The sequence below is a fragment of the Gluconacetobacter tumulicola genome (genome assembly GCF_014174215.1).
Lineage (GTDB): Bacteria > Pseudomonadota > Alphaproteobacteria > Acetobacterales > Acetobacteraceae > Gluconacetobacter > Gluconacetobacter tumulicola.
The window spans coordinates 121,161-140,887 of the sequence record NZ_JABEQL010000008.1 but is presented as its reverse complement, the minus strand read 5'-3'; the positions used below and the strand labels follow the sequence as shown (position 1 = coordinate 140,887).

Sequence of the window (19,727 nt, the reverse complement as noted above, 5' to 3'; positions counted from 1 at the left end):
ACAGGACAGACAACCGGAACGCGGGCCGGCCCACCTCCCCCGAGGCAATCCGATCCCGCTCAATTTATGACCCGAAACCTTCGGGGAAAGAAACGGGCGAGCGTCAGGCCCGCGCGTGATGACGCACGATACGCCGGCGCATCGTCCCTCTCTCCCACACTATCGGACCCAGGCATCATGCTGCCATGCATGGAGCATGCCAGTCGGCGGCCGGTTGGGGAATGGTGCAGCCTGTAACAATCCTCGTAACGTTTTCCGACTTGCGCGGCGCGCGCAAAGCCTAAAACCTTGCAGCATGACCCGCTCCAGCGCCCTTTCCCCTTCCCTGACCCAGACCACCGTCCGGGAACGGTCGGCCGGTGCCCCCCGCCGCGCCAGCACGGGGCAGATCCTGCGCGCCGCCGAACGCGAATTCGGCCGGGACGGCTACAAGGGGGCAAGCATGTCCGCCATTGCCGCCGCGGCTGGTCTGCCCAAGGCCAACATCCATTATTATTTCGGCACCAAGGAAGATCTCTACCGCGCGGTGCTGGAAAACATCCTGGACAACTGGCTGGGGGACGCAACGGTATGGATCCACGCCGGCGCCTCCCCCCGGGCAGCGCTGGAAGGCTATGTCCGCGCGAAAATCGCCTTCTCGCGCGACCGGCCCGATGCCTCACGCATCTTCGCGCACGAAGTCCTGCAGGGCGCACCGAATATCCAGACCTATTTCAACGGCGCGCTGCGCCAGCACGTCCAGACCCTGGAAGATGTCTTCCGCATCTGGCAGCGCAGCGGGCAGATGCGCCCGATCAACGGCTCGCACCTCATGTTCTGCATCTGGGCCATGACCCAGACCTATGCCGACATGAGCGCACAGATCGGCGCCGTGCTGGGCAAGGCCACGCTCGCATCGCAGGATTACGACGACGCCGCGTCCACCATCATCGCGCTCGTCCTGAACGGGATAGAAACGAATTAATATCAGCCATTTGCTTATGTCAGCTTCTGAACATCCGTAACGTCCCGCAACCGCATCGGCGGCAATATTCCGGCCATACGGTTATCTGACGACACGATCCGCCTGAAACCCGACACCCGGCAGATCCGGCCGAAGCACGATAACGAGGCGGAAAGCGCCGAACCGGCCGCTGTCGCCGCCGGGGCCAACATGCTGCTGCGCGCGGTGCTGGACGCCGACACCAAACTGGATGCCTGACACGCCGGCTCAGCGGGTCGCCGGGCAAAAAATCATCTAGCCCGGCGGCGCGACCTGTTCCATCCTCTGATGGTTGCGAAGCCGTGACGGTTACCCTTGGCCGGGCGGATACGCATCTTCGATCTCAGGAGCCTCGCGCGATGTCGCCTACCAATCACGACGCGTTCTGGATGCCGTTCACGGCCAACCGGCAATTCCGCCGGACGCCGCGCATGCTGGTCGCGGCCGATGGCATGTATTACACGTCCGAGGACGGGCGGAAGGTCATGGACGGCTGCGCCGGCCTGTGGTGCGTGAATGCGGGCCATAACCGCCCCCGCATCACCCAGGCGGTGCAGAAGACGATCGCGACGCTGGATTTCGCTCCGACCTTCCAGATGGGCCATCCGCTGGCCTTCCAGGCCGCCGACCGCATCGCAGCCCTGGCACCGGGCGACCTGAACCACGTCTTCTTCTGCAATTCCGGGTCCGAAGCCGCCGATACCGCGCTCAAGATCGCCATCGCCTATCACCGCGTGCGCGGCGAAGGCGCCCGCACCCGCCTGATCGGGCGCGAGCGCGGCTATCACGGCGTGGGCTTCGGCGGCATCTCGGTGGGCGGCATCTCCGGCAACCGCAAGCTGTACGGCTCGCTCCTGACCGGCGTCGACCACCTGCCGCATACGCTGGACCTCGAACGCAATGCCTTCAGCAAGGGCCTGCCGGCCTATGGCGCGGAACTGGCCGACAATCTGGAACGGATCGTCGCCCTGCACGATCCCTCGACCATCGCCGCCGTGATGGTCGAGCCCATGGCCGGGTCGACCGGCGTGCTGCCGCCCCCCGTCGGCTATCTGAAGCGCCTGCGCGAGATCTGCGACAAATACGGCATCCTGCTGATCTTCGACGAGGTCATCACCGGTTTCGGCCGCATGGGCGGCACACCCTTCGCGTCCGAGAAATTCGGCGTCCTGCCCGATATCCTGACCTGCGCCAAGGGCATCACCAACGGCACCATTCCGATGGGCGCCGCGATCGCGCGCGACCATGTCTACGAGGCCTTCATGAACGGCCCCGAAGCCGGGATCGAACTCCCGCACGGCTACACCTATTCCGGACATCCGGTGGCCTGCGCGGCCTCCCTCGCGACCCTCGACACCTATGCCGAGGAAAATCTGTTCGAGCGCGCGGGCGACATCGCACCCTATTTCGAGGAAGCAGCCCATGCCCTGCGCGGCCTGCCTCACGTCATCGACATCCGCAATGTCGGCCTGGTCGCGGGCATCGAACTGAGCTCCCGCCCCGGCGCGCCGGGCGCGCGCGCGTACGAGATCTTCGACCGCGCGTTCCACAAGGGCGTGCTGCTGCGCTACACCGGCGACGTGCTGGCCGTCTCGCCGCCGCTGATCATCCAGAAATCGGAGATCGACCAGCTGTTCGGCACGATCGCCGACATTCTCCGCACGGTCGATTAAGAGACGGTCCGCAAAAGCCGCCCAGCCGGGCGATCCGCCTCGCGCTCGCCCGGCAGAGCGGCTTTCAAACCCTCCCCAGGCCCGATGCAATCCGCCACTCCCGGCGATCCGCACGACACGGCACGGAGCACGCATGGCAGACACCACGCCCCCCGGATACGATCCCGGCCTGTATAATGCCGACCTGGCACCGGTCCCGCCCGCGCGGCGGGACTGGACGTGGCTGAACATGGCCACGGTATGGATGGGCATGGTCCACAATATCGTGGTCTACGAGGCCGCTGCGGGACTGATGGCCCTGGGGTTTTCGGCGTGGGAATGCCTGGACGTCGTGGCGGTCGCCTACATGGTCCTGTTCGTGGCCATGTGGTTCAACGCCCGGGCCGGGACGCGATACGGCATTCCGTTCTGTGTGCTGATCCGTTCCGCCTTCGGCCCGTCCGGCGCGCAGATTCCGGTGCTGCTGCGCGGATTCTGCGCGATCTTCTGGTTTTCGGTGCAATCCTACGCCGCCTCACAGGCCGTCGACGCCATCCTTTCCACCCTTATCAGCGGCTGGAGTTCGCTGAACGTCTCCCTCCTCGGAATGCGGGTGCATATGTGGCTGGCCATGGCGCTGATCTGGGTGCTGCATGCCTGGATCGCCGGCCACGGCGTGCATCGCATCCGTAATTTCGAACTGATCGCCGGCCCGCTGGTCATTGCCATCGGGGCGCTGGCCACCATCTGGGCGCTGCGGGTCGGGCACGGGCTAGGCCCGCTGTTCGCCCAACCCTCGCGGCTGCACGGCACCGCCTTCTGGTCCGCCTTCGCAATGGGCGTGACCGGCATGATCGGCATTTGGGCCACCTTCGCGGTCAATATCCCCGACCTGTCACGCTTCGTCAGGTCAGAGCGCGATCAGGTGATCGGCCAGGCGATCGGCCTGCCGGTCACGGCCCTGGTCTTCACCCCCATGGGCATCATCACAACCTCGGCCACCATGATCCTGTTCGGCCGGCCGATCTGGAACCCGGTCGAACTGCTGCTGACGCTCAATCACCCGGTGGTCACGGTTCTCGGCGGGGCAACGCTGGTCCTCGCCACGCTGTCGGTCAATGTCGTGGCCAACATCATGCCCGCCGCCTACGACCTGATGAACCTGATGCCGCGCCGGCTGAATTTCGACCGCGCCTCGTCCCTGGTCCTGGTCCTGGGCGTATTCTTCGTGCCCTGGCTGTGGTTCGACGATGCGGCAAGCATCTATCAGGTGCTGAACGTGGTCGGCGGCCTGCTGGGGCCCGTCACCGGAATCATGCTGGCCGATTTCTATCTGGTGCGTCGCCAGACGCTGGACGTGGCCGCCCTCTATCGTCGCGGCGCCCGCTACGATGGCCACGACGGATGGAATCCCCCCGCGCTGACGGCCTTCGCGGCCGGCGGCGTCATGGCATCGGCCGGCCAGTTTCTGCCTGCCCTGGCCGCGTTGAACACATTGTCCTGGTTTGTCGGCGTCGCAGCCGGCGCCGTTGTCTATCTGACGCTATCCCCCCGACAGGAAAATCCGCAGACCAGCGAGAGCGTATCGCCCTCCGGCGCCTGACTCCGGCGCCGGACCCTCACGGGGTATAAGACGAATCCCGGATCGCATGCCCAGGCTCGAAATGCGCGATCCGGCAGCTATGGTCCTGAAGTTCCTCGCCCGATGCGCGATCGCCCGACACCGGCTGGACCCTGTCGTCCAGCAGAATGAAGCCGGGACGGCCGCCGGGCCAGATCGTGCCCACCACGACGAGCGTATGCCCCCCCATCTCGCGCGCCGGATCGGCCAGGGAAGCCGCCAGGCGCCGAAACGGATAGGCACCGTCCAGATCCTGCCCGTCGATCCGGGTGGCACGATAGTGATGGCCCGCCAGATCCAGGGGTGTCCAGCCGGAGCCGATATGGGGGCGTGCCCAGTGCAGCGCCACGCGGATTTCGGGCGCCAGGCAATCGACGTGAATATGCAGTTGGTTCTGCGAGCGCCCCCGTTGCGAGTTGATCGCCAGCGCCATCGTCTCGCGCGGCATGGTATGGCCCAGCCGCGCCAGCGCACGGTCGACCTGATGCCAAGCCGCGCCGAAATAATCGGGCGCGTCGGGACGCAGGATCGACGGGTCTTCCATGCCGGTGACCCGATCGGTCGGAATCAGCAGATATTGCGCCGCCCCGTCGCGGTCCTTCAGCACCGCATAGCCCCGGCTGGGGTCCACCACGGCACAGGGCGCGGGTGAATTCTCGCCAAGCTGGTTCGGCACGCAGCGCCCATGGACAATGTTCCACAGCACGTTCGGATCATGATCGGGCCGGGGTGGACCATTCGCCCGGGCGGTCGCCAGCAACACGCCCGCCGCCATGGCGGCGGGGACAAGGCACGCCAGTACACGACGCCTCATGCCGTGCCGGCCTCCTCGATCCGTGCGGGCAGCGCAAAGGCTTCGGCCAGCCGGTCCAGCCGGCGCCGCACACTTTCGCCGCGCACCACGCCGCGCCCCCGCGCCAGATGCAGCGTCACCTCGTCGGGCGACAGCTTGATCCATGTCCCGTCGAGCAATTCCTCGGTGCTGCCGCAGACCGTATAGGCCAGCCGCAGCGCCAGCCCCAGGACGAGCGCCCGCTGGAAATCCTCGGCCGTCAGCAGCAGCCGCGACGGCTGCAGGAAATCATGGCCCAGTTCGGCTTCATAACGCACCGCCAGCGTCAGGGCGACGAAGGCGCGGGCCTGATGGTCGAACCCCACACCCTGCATGCGCAGCACCCGCAGATAAGTCTGCTCGGCCCGATATTCCGGATGATCGTAGGACCCGATATCGGACAGCAGGCACGCAGCCCGGCGCAACCGCCGCTGGGGCGTGCTCTCGCCGGGAAAGAGCGGGGCCGTCCAGTTCATCAATTGATCCGGCAGGGTCTCGCTGCGCCCCAGCCGGCGGCACATTTCCCGTGCCACCGCCTCCTGCGGGTCCAGCGCCGCGACCGACGCCGCGACCCGGCGCATATACCAGCCCTCGCGCAGCCCATCGACGCAGAAGATCACGCTGGACGGCTGCAGCCGCCGCAGCAGGCGGCGCAGTACGACGGCGGCAAACGGCACATCGTCCAGCCGCTTGCGCGGCGCGCCGGGCACCCGTTCCAGCGCACGGCGCGGCGTGTTGACCACCCACTCGGTCATGTCCCGCGCGCCCTCACCCGACAGGGTAAAGAGATGCACGATATTCAGCGGATAATTGGTCCGGGCAATCTGCAGGCGCGCCAGCGCACGGAAGGCCCCACCGACCAGATAGAGCGGCCGGCCCACCACATCGTCCAGCCAGCCGACCTGCCCGATATCGGCATCGGCGATGATCCGCGCCTTCTGCAAATCGCCCTCGGCGCGGTCGTTCAGCCGGATCACCCCCAGCCGCAGGGTGCAGGCATCCAGCTTGCTCCCCGCCGAAAGGCGGATCAGCTCCAGCGACCCGCCACCGATATCGGCAACCAGCCCATCAGCCTCGGGCAGGCCGCACAGCACGCCGGTCGCCGAATAATCAGCCTCTTCCTCGCCCGACAGAATGCGGATCGGCACGCCGGGCATACGTGCGCGCAGGGCGGCGACAAATTCCGGGCCGTTGGTGGCATCGCGCACGGCGGCGGTGGCCAGGATCTCGAACGGGTCGGCATCCATGCCCCGCGCGATGGCATGGAACCGGTCCATGACCTGTATCGCCAGGCCCACGCCTTCTTCATTCAGCCGCCCGGTGGCATTCAACCCTCGCCCCAGGCGCAGCACCGCCTTTTCATTGAAGATCGGAATCGGATTCCGCGAAATACCGTCGAACACGACCAGCCGAACGGAGTTCGACCCCAGATCGACAACGGCCGAACGGCGATGCGGAACCCGGATCATCGGGCCCGGCACATGCGAACGGCGACCGGCGGAAGCTGCGTCATGCTGTAACCTTCACTGAAACCCTCAATCATCGAGAATCCGGTCCTGATGTCGCGGCAACGGCGTGCTGACCCGAATGGCGCTGTCCTGCGCGGCCAGCCCCCGCCCGGACAGCGAAGGATTGGTCATGAAGTAATCATGGGCCGAAAACGGCCTGGCGCCGGGTTCAAGCCGCCGCCATACGCCGTTCTGCTGCAGGACCCATGATTGCAGATTATCCTTCAGGTCCGTGACCATGATCTGGTCCAGCACCTGCGCATGTACCGTGGGGTCGCGCATCGGTACCATGCTTTCCACCCGCCAGTCCATGTTCCGCACCATCCAGTCGGCCGACGAGATATAGATCTTCGCATAGCGCGAGGGCAGCCGGTGCCCATCGCCGAAGGCGAAGATCCGGGCATGTTCCAGAAACCGCCCCACGATCGACTTGACGCGGATATTCTCCGACAGCCCCACCACCCCCGGCCGCAGGCAGCAGATACCCCGCACCACGGCCATGATCCGCACCCCGGCGCACGATGCGCGATAGAGCCGATCGATCAGGTCCGGATCGACCAGCGAATTCATCTTCAGCCAGATCTGGCCCGGGCGCCCGGCCCGGACATGCTCGATCTCGGCCTGGATCAGCTCCTCCAACGTGCGGCGGATCGTCACCGGCGAAAAGGCGATGGCCTCCATCCGCGCCGGCATCGCGTAGCCGGTCATGTAGTTGAACAGCCGCGCCGAATCCCGCGCCAATTCCGGGTCGCAGGTAAAGAAGGACAGGTCGGTATAGATCCGCGCCGTGATCGGATGATAATTCCCGGTGCCGAAATGGGCGTAGGACCGCAGCGTCCCGCCCTCGCGCCGCACGACCAGGCTGAGCTTGGCATGGGTCTTCAGGTCGGCGAAGCCGAACACGACCTGCGCGCCGGCGGCCTCCAGCGCACGCGCCAGGCGGATATTGGCTTCCTCGTCGAACCGGGCGCGCAGTTCCACCATCGCGGTGACCGATTTCCCGGCCTCGGCTGCCTCGATCAGCGCCTTGACGATCGGACTGTCCCGCGAGGTCCGGTACAGCGTCTGCTTGATCGCCACCACCGCCGGGTCCTGGGCCGCCTGCCGCAGAAACTGCACCACCACGTCGAAACTCTCGAACGGATGATGGACGATCATGTCCTTCGCGCGGATGGCGGCGAAGCAATCCCCACCGAAATCAAGCACCCGTTCCGGAAAGCGCGGCGTGTAGGGCGGAAACAGCAGTTCGGGCCGGTCGTCCACGATCAGCTGCTTCAGGTCCACCACGCCGATCAGCCCGGGCTGGATCTCGATCTCATCGGGCGGCACGTTCAGGTCATTGGCCACCGCCTGCCCCAGATCGGGCGGCATGCGGGTATCGATATCCAGATGGATCACCACGCCCCGGCGCCGGCGCTTCAAGGCCGTCTCGTAGGAGCGGACCAGATCCTCGGCCTCATCCTCGAATTCCACGTCGGTGTCGCGGATCACCCGCAGCACGCCCCAATCGCCCGCCATCATGCCGGGGAACAGCCGATCGATGCACAGCGCGATCATGTTTTCCAGCATGATGAACCGGGCGACGCCGGGGGGCGACAGGCTGGCCGGCAGCCGGATGAACCGGTCGATCTGGGCCGGCAGCAGGATCATCGCGCTCATGACGAAACGCCCGGTGTCCTTGCTCATCAGCCGCAGCGATAGCGCCAGTCCCATATGCGGGATAAAGGGCAGAGGATGCGCGGGGTCGATCGCCAGCGGCGTCAGAACGGGAAAGACCCGGTCCATGAAGCAGCCATCCAGCCATTCGCGATCGGCCTCGGTAATGTGGTCCAGGCCGCAGACCACGATCCCGGCTTCGGCCAGCAACCCGCGCAGATCCTTCCAGATCCGCTGCTGCTCGCGCAGCAGGCGCGCCGTGCGGGTACGCACCGCCGCAAGCTGCTGCGCCGGGGTCAGCCCGTCGGGCGACATGCTCAGCAGCCCCTCGCGGACCTGCCCCACCAGACCGGCGACACGGACCGAATAGAACTCGTCGAGATTCCCCGCGCTGATCGACAGGAAACGCAGCCGCTCCAGCAGCGGGTTGCGCGGATTATCCGCTTCCTCGACCACGCGCTGGTTGAAATCGAGCCAGGAAAGCTCCCGGTTGATGAACCGGGCGGGGGAATGCATGTCGATCGGTGGTGGCGGCGGTGTCTGCGCGGGTGGCGCCAGCCTCCGCCGCGTCGCGGGCGCGGCAGCACGCTTGCCGGCTGTCCGTCCGGATGTCCGGCGCGAGGGCGTTTTCCCCGTCGGTCTGGTCAATCCAATCTCCTGCCACAAATCCGCCTTCGTTCGTCAAACTAGGCGGAAACACCCCGCAATGCCAACGCGTGGGGTTTAGGAAATGGGGCCTTCCCCCATCCGGTCGGGCGCCATCTCCTCATGGTCCAGCAGGTCATGCAGCGCCGCCACGGCCAGCGCGCGGGTCACGCGCCGTCCCGCCGCCAGCCCGGCCTGATCCAGCCGGATCGCGGCATCGCGAATGGCCGAGGCCGTGCGCGGCAGGCGGCGCAGCAGCCATTCGGTCACCGGCTGGCTGACCACGATCTGCCGGTCCGCCAGATGACGCAGCAGCAGGATCCGCAGCAGCGTATCCTCGGGCTGGCGCAGTTCGATGGCCATCGTCGCGCGCAGCCTGCTCGCCAGGTCCGGCAGCACCACCGGCCAGCGTGCGGGCGGCAGGCGGGCCGCCATCACCAGCGCAATCCGCTGCTCGCGGGCCGCGTTCAGCAGATGCAATATCGCCTGCTGGTCCTCCGCGCGGTCCGCATCGTCCACCGCCACGGCGCGGAACATATTCGCCGGGCCATCCAGCAATTCACCCAGTGTCGCCCGCGTGACATCCGCGCCGCGCAGCAGCACGGCTCCATGCTCCTGCGCCCAGATCTCCAGCAGGTGGGTCTTGCCGGCACCGGCCGCGCCCCACAGCGCCAGCCTGTGCTCGGGCCACGGGTTCGCCCCCAGCAGCCAGGCCCGTGCCGCGCCGTTCGACGCCGCCGCGACAAAATCGGTCCGGGCGAAACGGCTGCGATGCCCAAAGGGCAACGCAAGCTGGTCCGCCCCGCCTGCCGGCGCCTGTTCGCCCGGATTCTGCACCGCCTGTTCAACCACTGCTTTGCGTGCCGCCTTCGCCTGCCGTAAAGGAACCCTGAGCGTTTACCCTACCTCGCCCCATTCTTCGACCCCCGCCGTTACGACGGGGCGACGGACGGGGCGCGACGACGAAGGCCCCGCACATGACCTCCGCCCCCTCCTCTTCTTCGGCCCCGCCCGCCGCCGGCGCCACCTACCGCGACGCCGGCGTGGACATCGAAGCCGGCGACGCGCTGGTCGATGCCATCAAGCCGGCGGCCAAGGCGACGGATCGCCCCGGCACCATGGGGGGCCTGGGCGGATTCGGGGCCCTGTTCGACCTGAAGGCCGCGGGTTTCAGCGATCCGGTCCTGGTCTCCTGCACCGACGGCGTCGGCACCAAGCTGATGATCGCCATCGAAAGCGGGCTGCACGAAACCGTTGGCATCGACCTGGTGGCCATGTGCGTGAACGACCTGGTCGTCCAGGGCGCGGAGCCGCTCTTCTTCCTGGATTATTTCGCCACCGGCCGGCTGGCGGTCGAGGACGCGGCCAAGGTGGTGCGCGGCATCGCCCAGGGCTGCGCCGAATCGGGCTGCGCGCTGGTGGGTGGCGAAACCGCCGAGATGCCGGGCATGTACGCCCCCGGCCATTATGACCTGGCCGGCTTCTCCGTCGGCGCCGCCGAACGTTCGGCGCTGCTGCCCTCCGGCATCGCCGCCGGCGACACGCTGATCGGGCTCACGGCCAGCGGCGTGCATTCCAACGGCTTCTCGCTGGTCCGCTCCATCGTCACGCGCAGCGGCCTGGCATGGAACGCCCCCTGCCCCTTCGCCGAAGGCCAGACCCTGGCCGAGGCGCTGATGACGCCCACACGCCTCTACGTAAAGCCGGTCCTGGACCTGCATCGGCAGGGCCTGATCCAGGGCGCCGCGCACATCACCGGCGGCGGCCTGCCGGGTAATCTGCCGCGCGTGCTGCCGGCAGGCCTGACGGCGGTGGTCGACGGCGATTCCTGGCAGATCCCCCCGGTCTTCCGCTGGCTGGCGCAGACCGGCCAGGTCGATGCCGACGAGATGCTGAAAGTGTTCAATTGCGGCATCGGCATGGTGCTGGTCGCCCGCGACGCCGACGCCGCATTGACCGCCCTGCGCGCGGCGGGCGAAGCCCCGGTCGTGGTCGGCCAGCTGGAAGCCTCCGCTCCCGACGCCCCGGCCGGCCTGCGCTTCACCACCCGCCCCGATTTCACCGGCTGACCATCCGTGAGCGAAACCTCATCGGACGATCGCTGTCCGATCGCGATTCTGATCAGCGGGCGCGGCAGCAACATGCGCGCGCTGATCGATGCCTGCGCCGCGCCGGATTTCCCGGCACGCATCGTCATGGTCCTCAGCAACAAGCCCGATGCCCCCGGCCTGGATATCGCCCGCGCCGCGGGCCTGCGGGCCGAGGCCGTCGACCACCGCCCGTTCGGCAAGGATCGCGCGGCGCATGAACGCGCGGTCGACACCATGCTGCGCGAGGCCGGCGTGGAACTGGTCTGCCTGGCCGGCTACATGCGGCTGCTGACACCTTTCCTGACCGAATCCTGGGCCGGACGGATGCTCAACATCCACCCCAGCCTGCTGCCCGCCTTCCCCGGCCTGCACACGCATGAGCGCGCGCTGGAAGCCGGCGTGAAGCTGCATGGCTGCACGGTGCATCTGGTGACGGAAGTGATGGATGACGGCCCGATCCTGGGCCAGGCGGCCGTGCCGGTCCATGCCGGCGACACGCCCGAAGACCTTGCCGCACGCGTTCTGGAACAGGAACATCGCCTGTATCCGGCCGCCCTGCACAGGCTCCTGCGGCCCGAAACGTCGCCATCGGCCGAGGATGGCGGATCGTTGCTGGTCGTCTGACCAGCCGATGGCGGGCACCCGAGGGTGCCCGCCCACTGCCGATCAGGGCAGGATTTCGGTCTGCGCGAAGAAGAACGCGATCTCGTTGTTCGCGTTTTCCAGGCTGTCCGAACCATGGACCGAATTCGCTTCGATGCTCTCGGCGAACTCGGCGCGCACGGTGCCGGGGGCGGCCTTCTTCGGGTCGGTGGCACCCATGACGTCACGATGCTTCAGGACGGCGTTCTCGCCTTCCAGAACCTGCACCACGACCGGGCCGGAGATCATGAACGACACCAGGTCGTTGTAGAACGGACGCTCCTTGTGGACGGCGTAGAACGCGCCGGCGACCGCTTCGGTCAGCTGGACGCGCTTCTGTGCCACGATCCGCAGGCCGGCCTCTTCGAACACGGCATTGATCTTGCCGGTCAGGTTGCGCCGGGTCGCGTCCGGCTTGATGATCGACAGGGTACGTTCGGTCGCCATGGGATGGCTCCTCTTCTTGGTCGAATTGCATGACCGGGACCCCCTGCCCATCCGGACCGGCGCCCCTTACGCGCGCCATCTAGAGCATATTGGGCAGGACTGGTAGGTACAGCATCACGAATCCTGCCCGCCTCGCCGGGCAAGCCGCCAAATTTCCGGAGCCTGCCCCCGTGAGTCTGCTCGTCATCTCCGACCTGACCCTTCGCATCGCGGGGCGCACCCTCCTGGACGGGGCGTCGCTGAGCGTCGACCCGGGGCGCAAGATCGGCCTGGTCGGGCGCAACGGCGCCGGCAAATCCACCCTGCTGGCCGCCATCGCCGGCGACATCGCACCCGACGGCGGCACCATCACCCTGTCCTCGCGCGCCCGCATGGCCCGCATCCGGCAGGAAGCACCCTCCGGCGACGCCAACCTGCTGGACACCGTGCTGGCCGGCGATGTCGAACGCACAACCCTGCTGGCCGAATCCGAACGGACGACCGACCCGGCACGACTAGCTGACATTCATGAACGCCTGCGCGCCATCGGCGCCGACAGCGCCCCCTCACGCGCCGCCACCATCCTGTCGGGGCTGGGGTTCTACGCCGCCGCCCAGGCCCGCCCGGTCTCGGATTTCTCGGGGGGCTGGCGGATGCGCGTGGCGCTGGCCACCGCCCTGTTCCTCAACCCCGACCTGCTGCTGCTGGACGAACCGACCAACCATCTAGACCTGGAAGCCACGATCTGGCTTGAAAGCTGGCTGGCCCGCTTCTCCGGCGCGGCGCTGATCGTCAGCCACGATCGCGGGCTGCTGGACCGTTCAGTGGACGCCATCGCCCATCTCGACCAGCGCCGCCTGTCGCTGACCCCTGGCGGCTATGACGAGTTCGTCCGCATCCGCACCGAGCAGGCCCTGCAACAGGCCCGCGCCGCCGAGCGGATCGCCGCCCAGCGCGCCCACATGCAATCCTTCGTCGACCGCTTCCGCGCCAAGGCCACCAAGGCCCGGCAGGCCCAGGCCCGCGTGAAGGCGCTGGAAAAACTGCCGGTGATCGAAGCCGTAATCGAGGACACGCCCACCCGCTTCGCCTTCCCCGAACCCACTCCCCTGCCGCCGCCGATGCTGACGCTGGACCGCGTGTCGGTGGGCTATGACGGCAAGCCGATCCTCTCGAACCTGTCGCTGCGGCTGGACATGGAAGACCGGATCGCCCTGCTGGGGGCAAACGGCAACGGCAAATCGACCTTCGCCAAACTGATCGCCGGCCGCCTGCCCCCCCTGTCCGGGACGGCCAACCACAATCCGCGCCTGCGGGTAGGCTATTTTGCCCAGCACCAGGCCGAAGAGCTGGTGCCCGACGAAACACCCGTCACCCACATGGCCCGCGCCATGCCCAAGGCCCCGCCGACGGCCGTACGCGCCCAGCTTGCCCGCTTCGGGCTGGATGCCGACCGCGCGGACACCGTGACCCGCGACCTGTCAGGCGGCGAAAAGGCCCGGCTGCTGCTGGCGCTGGCCACCCGGGACGCCCCTCATCTGCTGATCCTGGACGAACCGACCAACCATCTGGACCTGGACGCCCGCGAGGCGCTGATCCGCGCCCTGGCCGAATTCGAAGGCGCAGTGCTGCTGATCAGCCATGATCCGCATCTGGTCGAACTGGTGGCCGACCGGCTGTGGCTGGTGGGCGACGGCACCGTCCGCCCCTTCGACGGCGACATGGCCGAATATCGCGTCTGGCTGTCCGAACGCGCCCGCGCGGCCAGCCGGCCGGCAACGACTGCCGCGGCACCGAAGCGCGAAGACCGTCGCGACCGCGCCGAAGCACGCAAGGCCGTAGCCCCCCTGCGGAAAAAGGCGCGCGACGCCGAAGCACGTATCGGCAAACTGACGGTGGAACGCACGCGGCTGGAAACCCGCCTGGCTGACCCGGCGCTCTACGCCACCGGCAGCGCGGAGGACGTGACGGCGATCAACACCCGCCTTGCCGCCATCGGGCGCGAAGAAGCGGCGGCCGAGGAGGAGTGGCTGCTGGCCGAGGCCGCGATCGAGGAAGCCTCCGCCCAGGACTGATCGGACACCAAACGCCCGACCGGGCCGTCCAGTCCCGTTTCTCCGGCGCGGCATCCCTCTGGTATCCTTTCATGCACGGGAACGTTGCTACTATGCCTTCTGTTCCGTAGGCGCGCGCCCTTGCGGCTTCCGCCGGCATCGACGCGAGCGGACGGATATGCGAACCAATCCTCTTGCCGACCACAAAGCGGAAACGCCATGCCCCCCATCGCCGTGACCGACCCCAAGCCAGCCGCCTCGATCGAGAAGCGCGAACCCCGGCACGAAACGCCTCCCACCGATCCGCGCGCCATCCAACTGGCCAAGATCCACGCCCTGCTCCAGAAGACGATCCTGCTGACGGCCGTGATCCTGTCGATCTGGCTGCTCGGTCCCGTGCTGATGGTCGTCTTCGCCGCGACATTGCTCGCGGTCATCCTTCACAACCTGGCGCTGCTGGCCCAGCGATGGATCAGATTGCCCTATTGGCTGGCGCTCACCCTGGTCGTCGTGATCCTGCTATCCGCCTTCGCCGGCCTGATCTGGAGCAGCGGCCCCACGATCGCCGAACAGGCGACACGCCTGCGCGTAGCGCTGACCACGCAGGCCTATGCCGTGCGGGCGCAACTGGGCACCAGCGAGTTCGGACGTACGCTGCTGGACTATCTGCCGCAGGCGCTGGGCGGCACCCAGACCGGCGGCAGCGGTGGCGAGGGCATGGGATCGCGCATCGCCGGGTCGATGACCGGCGTCCTCTCCTCGGCGTTCGGCGCCGTCGGCACGCTGGCGGTGATCCTGATCGCCGGCCTGTATTTCGCCCTTTCTCCCGCGCTGTACGTCAACGGCCTGCTGCGCCTGTTCCCCACGGCACACCGCCCGACGGCGCGGGAACTGCTGCTGGTGGCGGGGCGCACATTATGGGCCTGGACCGCCGGCCAGGCGCTGGACATGTTCGTCGTCGGCCTGCTGTCCGCGCTCGGCCTGTGGTTCATCGGCGTGCCGCTGGCGCTGGCGCTGGGCGTCGTCGCCGGCCTGGCAAATTTCATTCCCTATATCGGGGCGTTCATCGGCGCGATCCCCGCCATCCTGCTGGGCCTGTCGGTCGGCACGCGCGAGGGGCTGATGGTGCTGGGGCTCTATACCGCCATCCAGTTCTTCGAGGGCAATGTCATGGCACCGCTGATTCAGCGCCATGCGGTGCAGATGCCGCCCGGCGTGACCATCCTGTCGCAGACCGTGTTCGGCACCATTCTTGGCCTGCCGGGGCTGATCCTGGCCTCGCCGCTGACGGCGGCACTGCTGGCCGTAATGGACCGGGCCAGCCCGCCGCTCGACAAGTCCGACCGGGTCTGAACCCGGTCGGCACCATCACACTCGGTCGGTAGCGGGGCGGATATACGGGCGGATATCCACCCCCTGCATGCCGGCATGACCGGCCGCCGCCAGCCCCTCGGCGCTATCCTCCAGCACCAGGCAGCCATCGGGCGCGGCGCCGAGCCGGCGCGCGGCCTCCAGAAACAGGTCGGGGGCCGGCTTGGGGCGCGCCACATCGTCGATGGTCACGACCGTATCGAACAGGTCCAGCAATCCGGTACGGGTCAGCGACGCAAGCACGATCTCGCGCGATCCGCTGGACGCCACCGCCATCGGCAGCGTGCCCCGATACCGGCGGGCCAGATCCGCCACCACGGCGATTTCCCGCAGGTCGGCCATGGCCGACAGCACATTCCGCCGGGCGGCACGGACGACGGCGGCCCGATCCAGCGGCCGCCCCAGTTCCGCCTCCATCAGGTCCAGCACCATGTGTTCCGACAGCCCACCCCGGCCATGAAACCATTCCGGCGCCACCTCATGCGCCGCCTCCGACTGCAGCGCGGCCAGCCACGCCCGCAGATAGAGCGGCAACGTATCGACCAGCGTACCGTCGCAATCGAAGATCAGTGCCGTCGCATGCGCCGGGACGGCAATCACGGAAAGGCGGTCCGCTCGTAGGGATGCTGGTCCACAAGCTGACGCAGCGGCGCGAAATCGCCTTCGGAGAACTGATGAACGCGGATCACGACACCCGGCCGGTCCTCCAGGAACACCGTATCGTTCCAGTCGGCGGCGCTGATGCCGGTCCACAGCGTCATGCTGTAGGGGACGGGCTTGCCGTCCGGCCCAGCCGGCCGGTTTGCCGTCAGGGTGATGGTGGCATCGCCCGACGAAGGCGGCGTCTGTCCCAGCGGCCCCCAGACGGCGCGATGATGTTGCAGCCAGTCATTGAGCGTATGGATTTCCGCCGCCGACAGCGCACGCTGCTGGCGCATCGGCCCCACGCTGATCACCCCCGAACTCATCTCGGGAATGGCCAGCGGCTTGAAATTCGGCATCGCGAAGGACCACAGCACGGCCGTTGTCCCGACCGTGACCCCCAGGAATCCCAGAAGCAGCGCTGTTTCGCGTCTCATGCCAATGTCTTTCTCATTTATCCGCGAACAGCCGCGACAATGCGCGCGACCTCCGCATCCGTCAGTTCGGGGTGGATGGGCAGGGCAAGAATACGGCAAGCCAGATCTTCGGCAACAGGCAACGCCGTTCCGTCATGATGGCCCTGATATGCGGGCTGAAGGTGGAGCGGGCGCGGATAATAGATGGCCGAGGGCACGCCATGCGCCTTCAGCCGATCCTGCAAGGCCGCGCGGGCGGCCTCGCTTTCGGTCAGCACGGCATAGACCGCCCACGCGCTCTGCGCGTCCGCCACCCGTGCCGGCGTGACGATGGCCCCCTCCAGGCCCAGATCATAGGCCCGCGCGATCGCCTCGCGCCGCGCCAGCTCGTCGTCGAACCCTTCCAGCTTCGCCAGCAGGATCGCCGCCTGGATCGTATCGAGCCGCCCGTTCATGCCCGTACGCAGCACTTCGTACCGCGTCTTGCCTTCGCCATGGGTGCGCAGCGAGCGGTACAGCTCCGCCCGCTCCGGGTCGTCGGTCAGGATCGCGCCGCCATCGCCATAGCCGCCCAGCGGCTTGGACGGAAAGAAGGACAGGGTCGTCGCCGTGGCCTCGCGCCCCAGCTTGCGGCCCGACAGCGCCCCACCGAACGACTGGGCGCAATCATCCATCAGGAACAGCCCCTCGCGCTCCGCGATCGCACGCAACGCGGGCCAGGGCGCCGGCTGCCCGAACAGATCGACCCCCACGATCGCCCGCGGGCGCAACCGCCCGGCGGCGCGCACCTGCGCAATCCGCCGCTCCAGGCTGGCCGGGTCGATCTGGAAGGTTCGGGGATCGACATCGACGAACACCGGCGTCGCATTCAGCAACAGCGGCACCTCCGCCGTCGCCGTATAGGTAAAGGCCGGCAGGAAGACGGCATCCCCCGGCCCGATGCCCTCGGCCATCATCACGATCTGGATCGCATCGGTGCCGGAGGACACGCCGACGCATTCGCCCGCGCCGGCATAGGCCGCCAGGGCCTGCTCCAGTTCCGCCACCTCCGGCCCCATCACGAACCGGCAATGGGCCAATACCGTGTCGACCCGCTGCCGGATCGCATCGCCCAGCCGCGCCTGCTGCGCCGGCAGGTCGAGAAACGCGATGGGCGGAAGGCTGTCGGAAAACGGGGCAGTCATGGATGCATCGTCCTTTCGGCGTCGGTCGGTTCCGATGTCGGTTCCGCCATCGTATCGTGCAGATCGCCTGTCGGGTTATGGGCGAATTCGGGAACGAGACCCTTGATCAGCGCAAGGACCGAAGGCACATCGCCGCTGTGGCAGGTCGCCGCCAGCCGGTCGATGACCAGCCCCACCGCATGGCTGTCCACAATCCGCGGCGTCGCCATGCGCAGGCCCGGATGATCGGTCGGTGCCGGGGCCTCGCGCCCATGGAACAGTTCCTCGAACAGTTTTTCGCCGGGACGCAGGCCGGTGAAATGGATCGGCACGTCGATCTGCGGACGCAGCCCGGCCAGACGGATCATCTGCCGCGCCAGATCGACGATCTTGACCGGCTTGCCCATGTCCAGCACGAAAATCCCGCCATTGCGCAGCAGCGTGTCCGTCCCGCTTCCGGCCTGGTCGCGGATCGTGCCGCGCACGCTGGCCTGCAGGACCAGCCCCACGGCCTCGGACACCGTCATGAAATAACGCTGCATGTCCGGATGCGTAACGGTCAGCGGGCCACCGCGCTCCAACTGGCGGCGAAACAGCGGCACGACCGATCCCGTCGACCCCAGCACATTGCCGAAGCGCACGGTCACGCAGCGCATGGCGTTGCCGCCCCCGCTTCGGGCCTCGACATCCAGCGCCTGGCAATACATCTCGGCCGCGCGCTTGGAAGCCCCCATCAGGCTGGACGGGTTCACCGCCTTGTCGGTCGAGACCATGACCAGGGCCAACGCCCCGTTGCGCGCCGCCGCATCGGCCACCACGCGCGTTCCGATCACATTGGTCAGCACGCCCTCGCACGGATTGGCTTCCACCATCGGCACATGCTTCAGGGCCGCAGCGTGAAAGACCAGTTCCGGCCGATAGAGGGCACAGATTTCCTCCATCCGGTCGCGATCACGGATATCGGCCAGGATCGCCTCGCGCCGGATGGCGGGCGCCCGCTCGGACAGTTCGAGGTCGATTTGCCACAGGGCAAACTCCCCATGGTCCAGCAACAGCAGATGCCCGGGCGCATATCCCGCGATCTGCCGGGCCAGTTCCGACCCGATCGACCCGCCGGCCCCCGTCACCAGGATCGTGCGCCCGCCCAGCAGGGCCGCCATCCCCTCCCGGTCCAGATCCACCTGCGGCCGGTTCAGCAGGTCCTCGATCGCGATCGGCCGCAGTTCCAGGCGGGCGGCCGGGGTCAATTCGGTCAGGTCCGGCGCCCGCTGGACGGACAGGCCCCGCTGCTCGGCCGATGTCAGGACCCGCGCCAGTTCCTCACCCCGGAATTCGGCATCGGTCACAATCAGCAGGTCGGGCCAGCCCCTTCCACCACGGGCGCGGTCCAGGATATCGTCCATGGTCCGCACATGGCCCAGAATGGGCACGCCATGGATTCTACGCCCCGTCTGCCGCCGCCCCCCGGTCATGATGCCCGCAACCCGGAACGCCGAATGCGGCGCGCGCTCGATGGCGCGGATGAACAGGTCGGCAGACTGATCAGACCCGATCAGCACCACCTGGCAGGACGGATACCGCCGCGTCGCATGCCGGCAGGACAGGCGGTAGACGATCCGCAACCCGCCCAACGACACCAACAGCACCAAGGCATGGATGAACGGAAAGGCCGGGGTGGGAATCGGAAAGCCGGTGGCATAGAGGCCCAGCGAGAACAGGAGGGCGCTCGCCGCCGACGCCCCGGCGATCCCCAGCAGGTCATCCACCCCGGAAAAGCGCCAATATTGCTGCTGGACGCGGAATGGCAGGCTGCTGAGCACCAGCGTGATCGCGCCACCCGCGATGAACCACAGCGGATGCAGCAGGCCGCCACCAGGGTCGGCCAGCCAGCGGGCCAGCGGAGCCGAGAGCGCGGCAAGCCCTCCATCCAGCATCACGTTGACGGCGATTCGGTTGACCGGACGCCGCCAGTCGGCGGGCTCGTCGAGGTCAGGACGTTGCGGAGCCATTATCCCAACCATATAGCC

At 67.6% G+C, this 19,727-nt stretch carries 16 protein-coding genes; 7 read left to right on the top strand and 9 right to left on the bottom strand.

The annotated features are described in order from the left end of the window. The first annotated feature begins 295 nt into the window (after positions 1–295). The 3 genes from HLH29_RS08260 (at position 296) to HLH29_RS08250 (ending at position 4,237) form a co-directional block, all read left to right on the top strand. Positions 296–964: a TetR/AcrR family transcriptional regulator gene (locus HLH29_RS08260; RefSeq protein WP_182965670.1), complete on the top strand. Its 669-nt coding sequence runs from the start codon at positions 296–298 to the stop codon at positions 962–964. Between the two features lie 377 nt (positions 965–1,341). Continuing rightward, on the top strand, positions 1,342–2,655 hold the full coding sequence (locus HLH29_RS08255) for an aspartate aminotransferase family protein (protein WP_182965668.1): 1,314 nt from the start codon (positions 1,342–1,344) through the stop codon (positions 2,653–2,655). 133 nt (positions 2,656–2,788) lie between these two features. Further along, on the top strand, positions 2,789–4,237 hold the full coding sequence (locus tag HLH29_RS08250; protein WP_182965666.1) for an NCS1 family nucleobase:cation symporter-1: 1,449 nt from the start codon (positions 2,789–2,791) through the stop codon (positions 4,235–4,237). 16 nt (positions 4,238–4,253) lie between these two features. Here HLH29_RS08250 and HLH29_RS08245 read toward each other — a convergent pair whose 3' ends face one another. The 4 genes from HLH29_RS08245 to HLH29_RS08230 all read right to left on the bottom strand — a co-directional run bounded on the left by HLH29_RS08245 (position 4,254) and on the right by HLH29_RS08230 (position 9,748). Further along, on the bottom strand, positions 4,254–5,069 hold the full coding sequence (locus HLH29_RS08245) for a CDP-diacylglycerol diphosphatase (RefSeq protein WP_182965664.1): 816 nt from the start codon (positions 5,067–5,069) through the stop codon (positions 4,254–4,256). Then, positions 5,066–6,556, bottom strand: a complete 1,491-nt coding sequence (locus tag HLH29_RS08240) for a Ppx/GppA family phosphatase (protein ID WP_182965662.1) — start codon at positions 6,554–6,556, stop codon at positions 5,066–5,068. The genes HLH29_RS08245 and HLH29_RS08240 overlap by 4 nt, the downstream gene beginning before the upstream one ends. A 66-nt stretch (positions 6,557–6,622) precedes the next feature. After that, positions 6,623–8,767, bottom strand: a complete 2,145-nt coding sequence (locus tag HLH29_RS08235; RefSeq protein WP_246374016.1) for an RNA degradosome polyphosphate kinase — start codon at positions 8,765–8,767, stop codon at positions 6,623–6,625. Between the two features lie 207 nt (positions 8,768–8,974). Continuing rightward, a complete protein-coding gene (locus HLH29_RS08230) occupies positions 8,975–9,748 on the bottom strand; it encodes a P-loop NTPase family protein (RefSeq protein WP_182965659.1) in 774 nt (257 codons plus the stop codon). Positions 9,749–9,873: 125 nt separating this feature from the next. Between HLH29_RS08230 and purM the strand changes: the two genes are divergently transcribed. Continuing rightward, the gene (purM, locus tag HLH29_RS08225; protein ID WP_182965657.1) at positions 9,874–10,965 is read left to right on the top strand and encodes a phosphoribosylformylglycinamidine cyclo-ligase; all 1,092 of its coding nucleotides are present in this window, start codon (positions 9,874–9,876) and stop codon (positions 10,963–10,965) included. A gap of 6 nt (positions 10,966–10,971) precedes the next feature. Next, positions 10,972–11,610, top strand: coding sequence for a phosphoribosylglycinamide formyltransferase (gene purN / locus HLH29_RS08220; protein WP_182965655.1), 639 nt, complete (start codon positions 10,972–10,974; stop codon positions 11,608–11,610). Between the two features lie 42 nt (positions 11,611–11,652). Here purN and ndk read toward each other — a convergent pair whose 3' ends face one another. Beyond that, positions 11,653–12,075, bottom strand: coding sequence for a nucleoside-diphosphate kinase (gene ndk, locus HLH29_RS08215; protein WP_182965653.1), 423 nt, complete (start codon positions 12,073–12,075; stop codon positions 11,653–11,655). Between the two features lie 170 nt (positions 12,076–12,245). Between ndk and HLH29_RS08210 the strand changes: the two genes are divergently transcribed. After that, positions 12,246–14,129, top strand: a complete 1,884-nt coding sequence (locus HLH29_RS08210; RefSeq protein ID WP_182965651.1) for an ATP-binding cassette domain-containing protein — start codon at positions 12,246–12,248, stop codon at positions 14,127–14,129. A gap of 198 nt (positions 14,130–14,327) precedes the next feature. Further along, positions 14,328–15,461, top strand: coding sequence for an AI-2E family transporter (locus tag HLH29_RS08205; protein ID WP_182965649.1), 1,134 nt, complete (start codon positions 14,328–14,330; stop codon positions 15,459–15,461). Between the two features lie 15 nt (positions 15,462–15,476). On the opposite strand, the gene HLH29_RS08200 is transcribed toward HLH29_RS08205, so the two are convergent. The 4 genes from HLH29_RS08200 to HLH29_RS08185 are packed head-to-tail and all read right to left on the bottom strand — an operon-like array spanning position 15,477 to position 19,709. After that, complete coding sequence (locus HLH29_RS08200) at positions 15,477–16,079, bottom strand: HAD-IA family hydrolase (protein ID WP_182965647.1); 603 nt, start codon at positions 16,077–16,079, stop codon at positions 15,477–15,479. Continuing rightward, complete coding sequence (locus HLH29_RS08195) at positions 16,076–16,558, bottom strand: hypothetical protein (protein WP_182965645.1); 483 nt, start codon at positions 16,556–16,558, stop codon at positions 16,076–16,078. Before HLH29_RS08195 ends, HLH29_RS08200 begins: the two co-directional genes overlap by 4 nt. A gap of 17 nt (positions 16,559–16,575) precedes the next feature. Then, a complete protein-coding gene (locus HLH29_RS08190) occupies positions 16,576–17,721 on the bottom strand; it encodes a DegT/DnrJ/EryC1/StrS family aminotransferase (protein ID WP_182965643.1) in 1,146 nt (381 codons plus the stop codon). Next, positions 17,718–19,709, bottom strand: a complete 1,992-nt coding sequence (locus HLH29_RS08185; RefSeq protein WP_246373998.1) for a polysaccharide biosynthesis protein — start codon at positions 19,707–19,709, stop codon at positions 17,718–17,720. The genes HLH29_RS08190 and HLH29_RS08185 overlap by 4 nt, the downstream gene beginning before the upstream one ends. Positions 19,710–19,727: the final 18 nt, after the last annotated feature.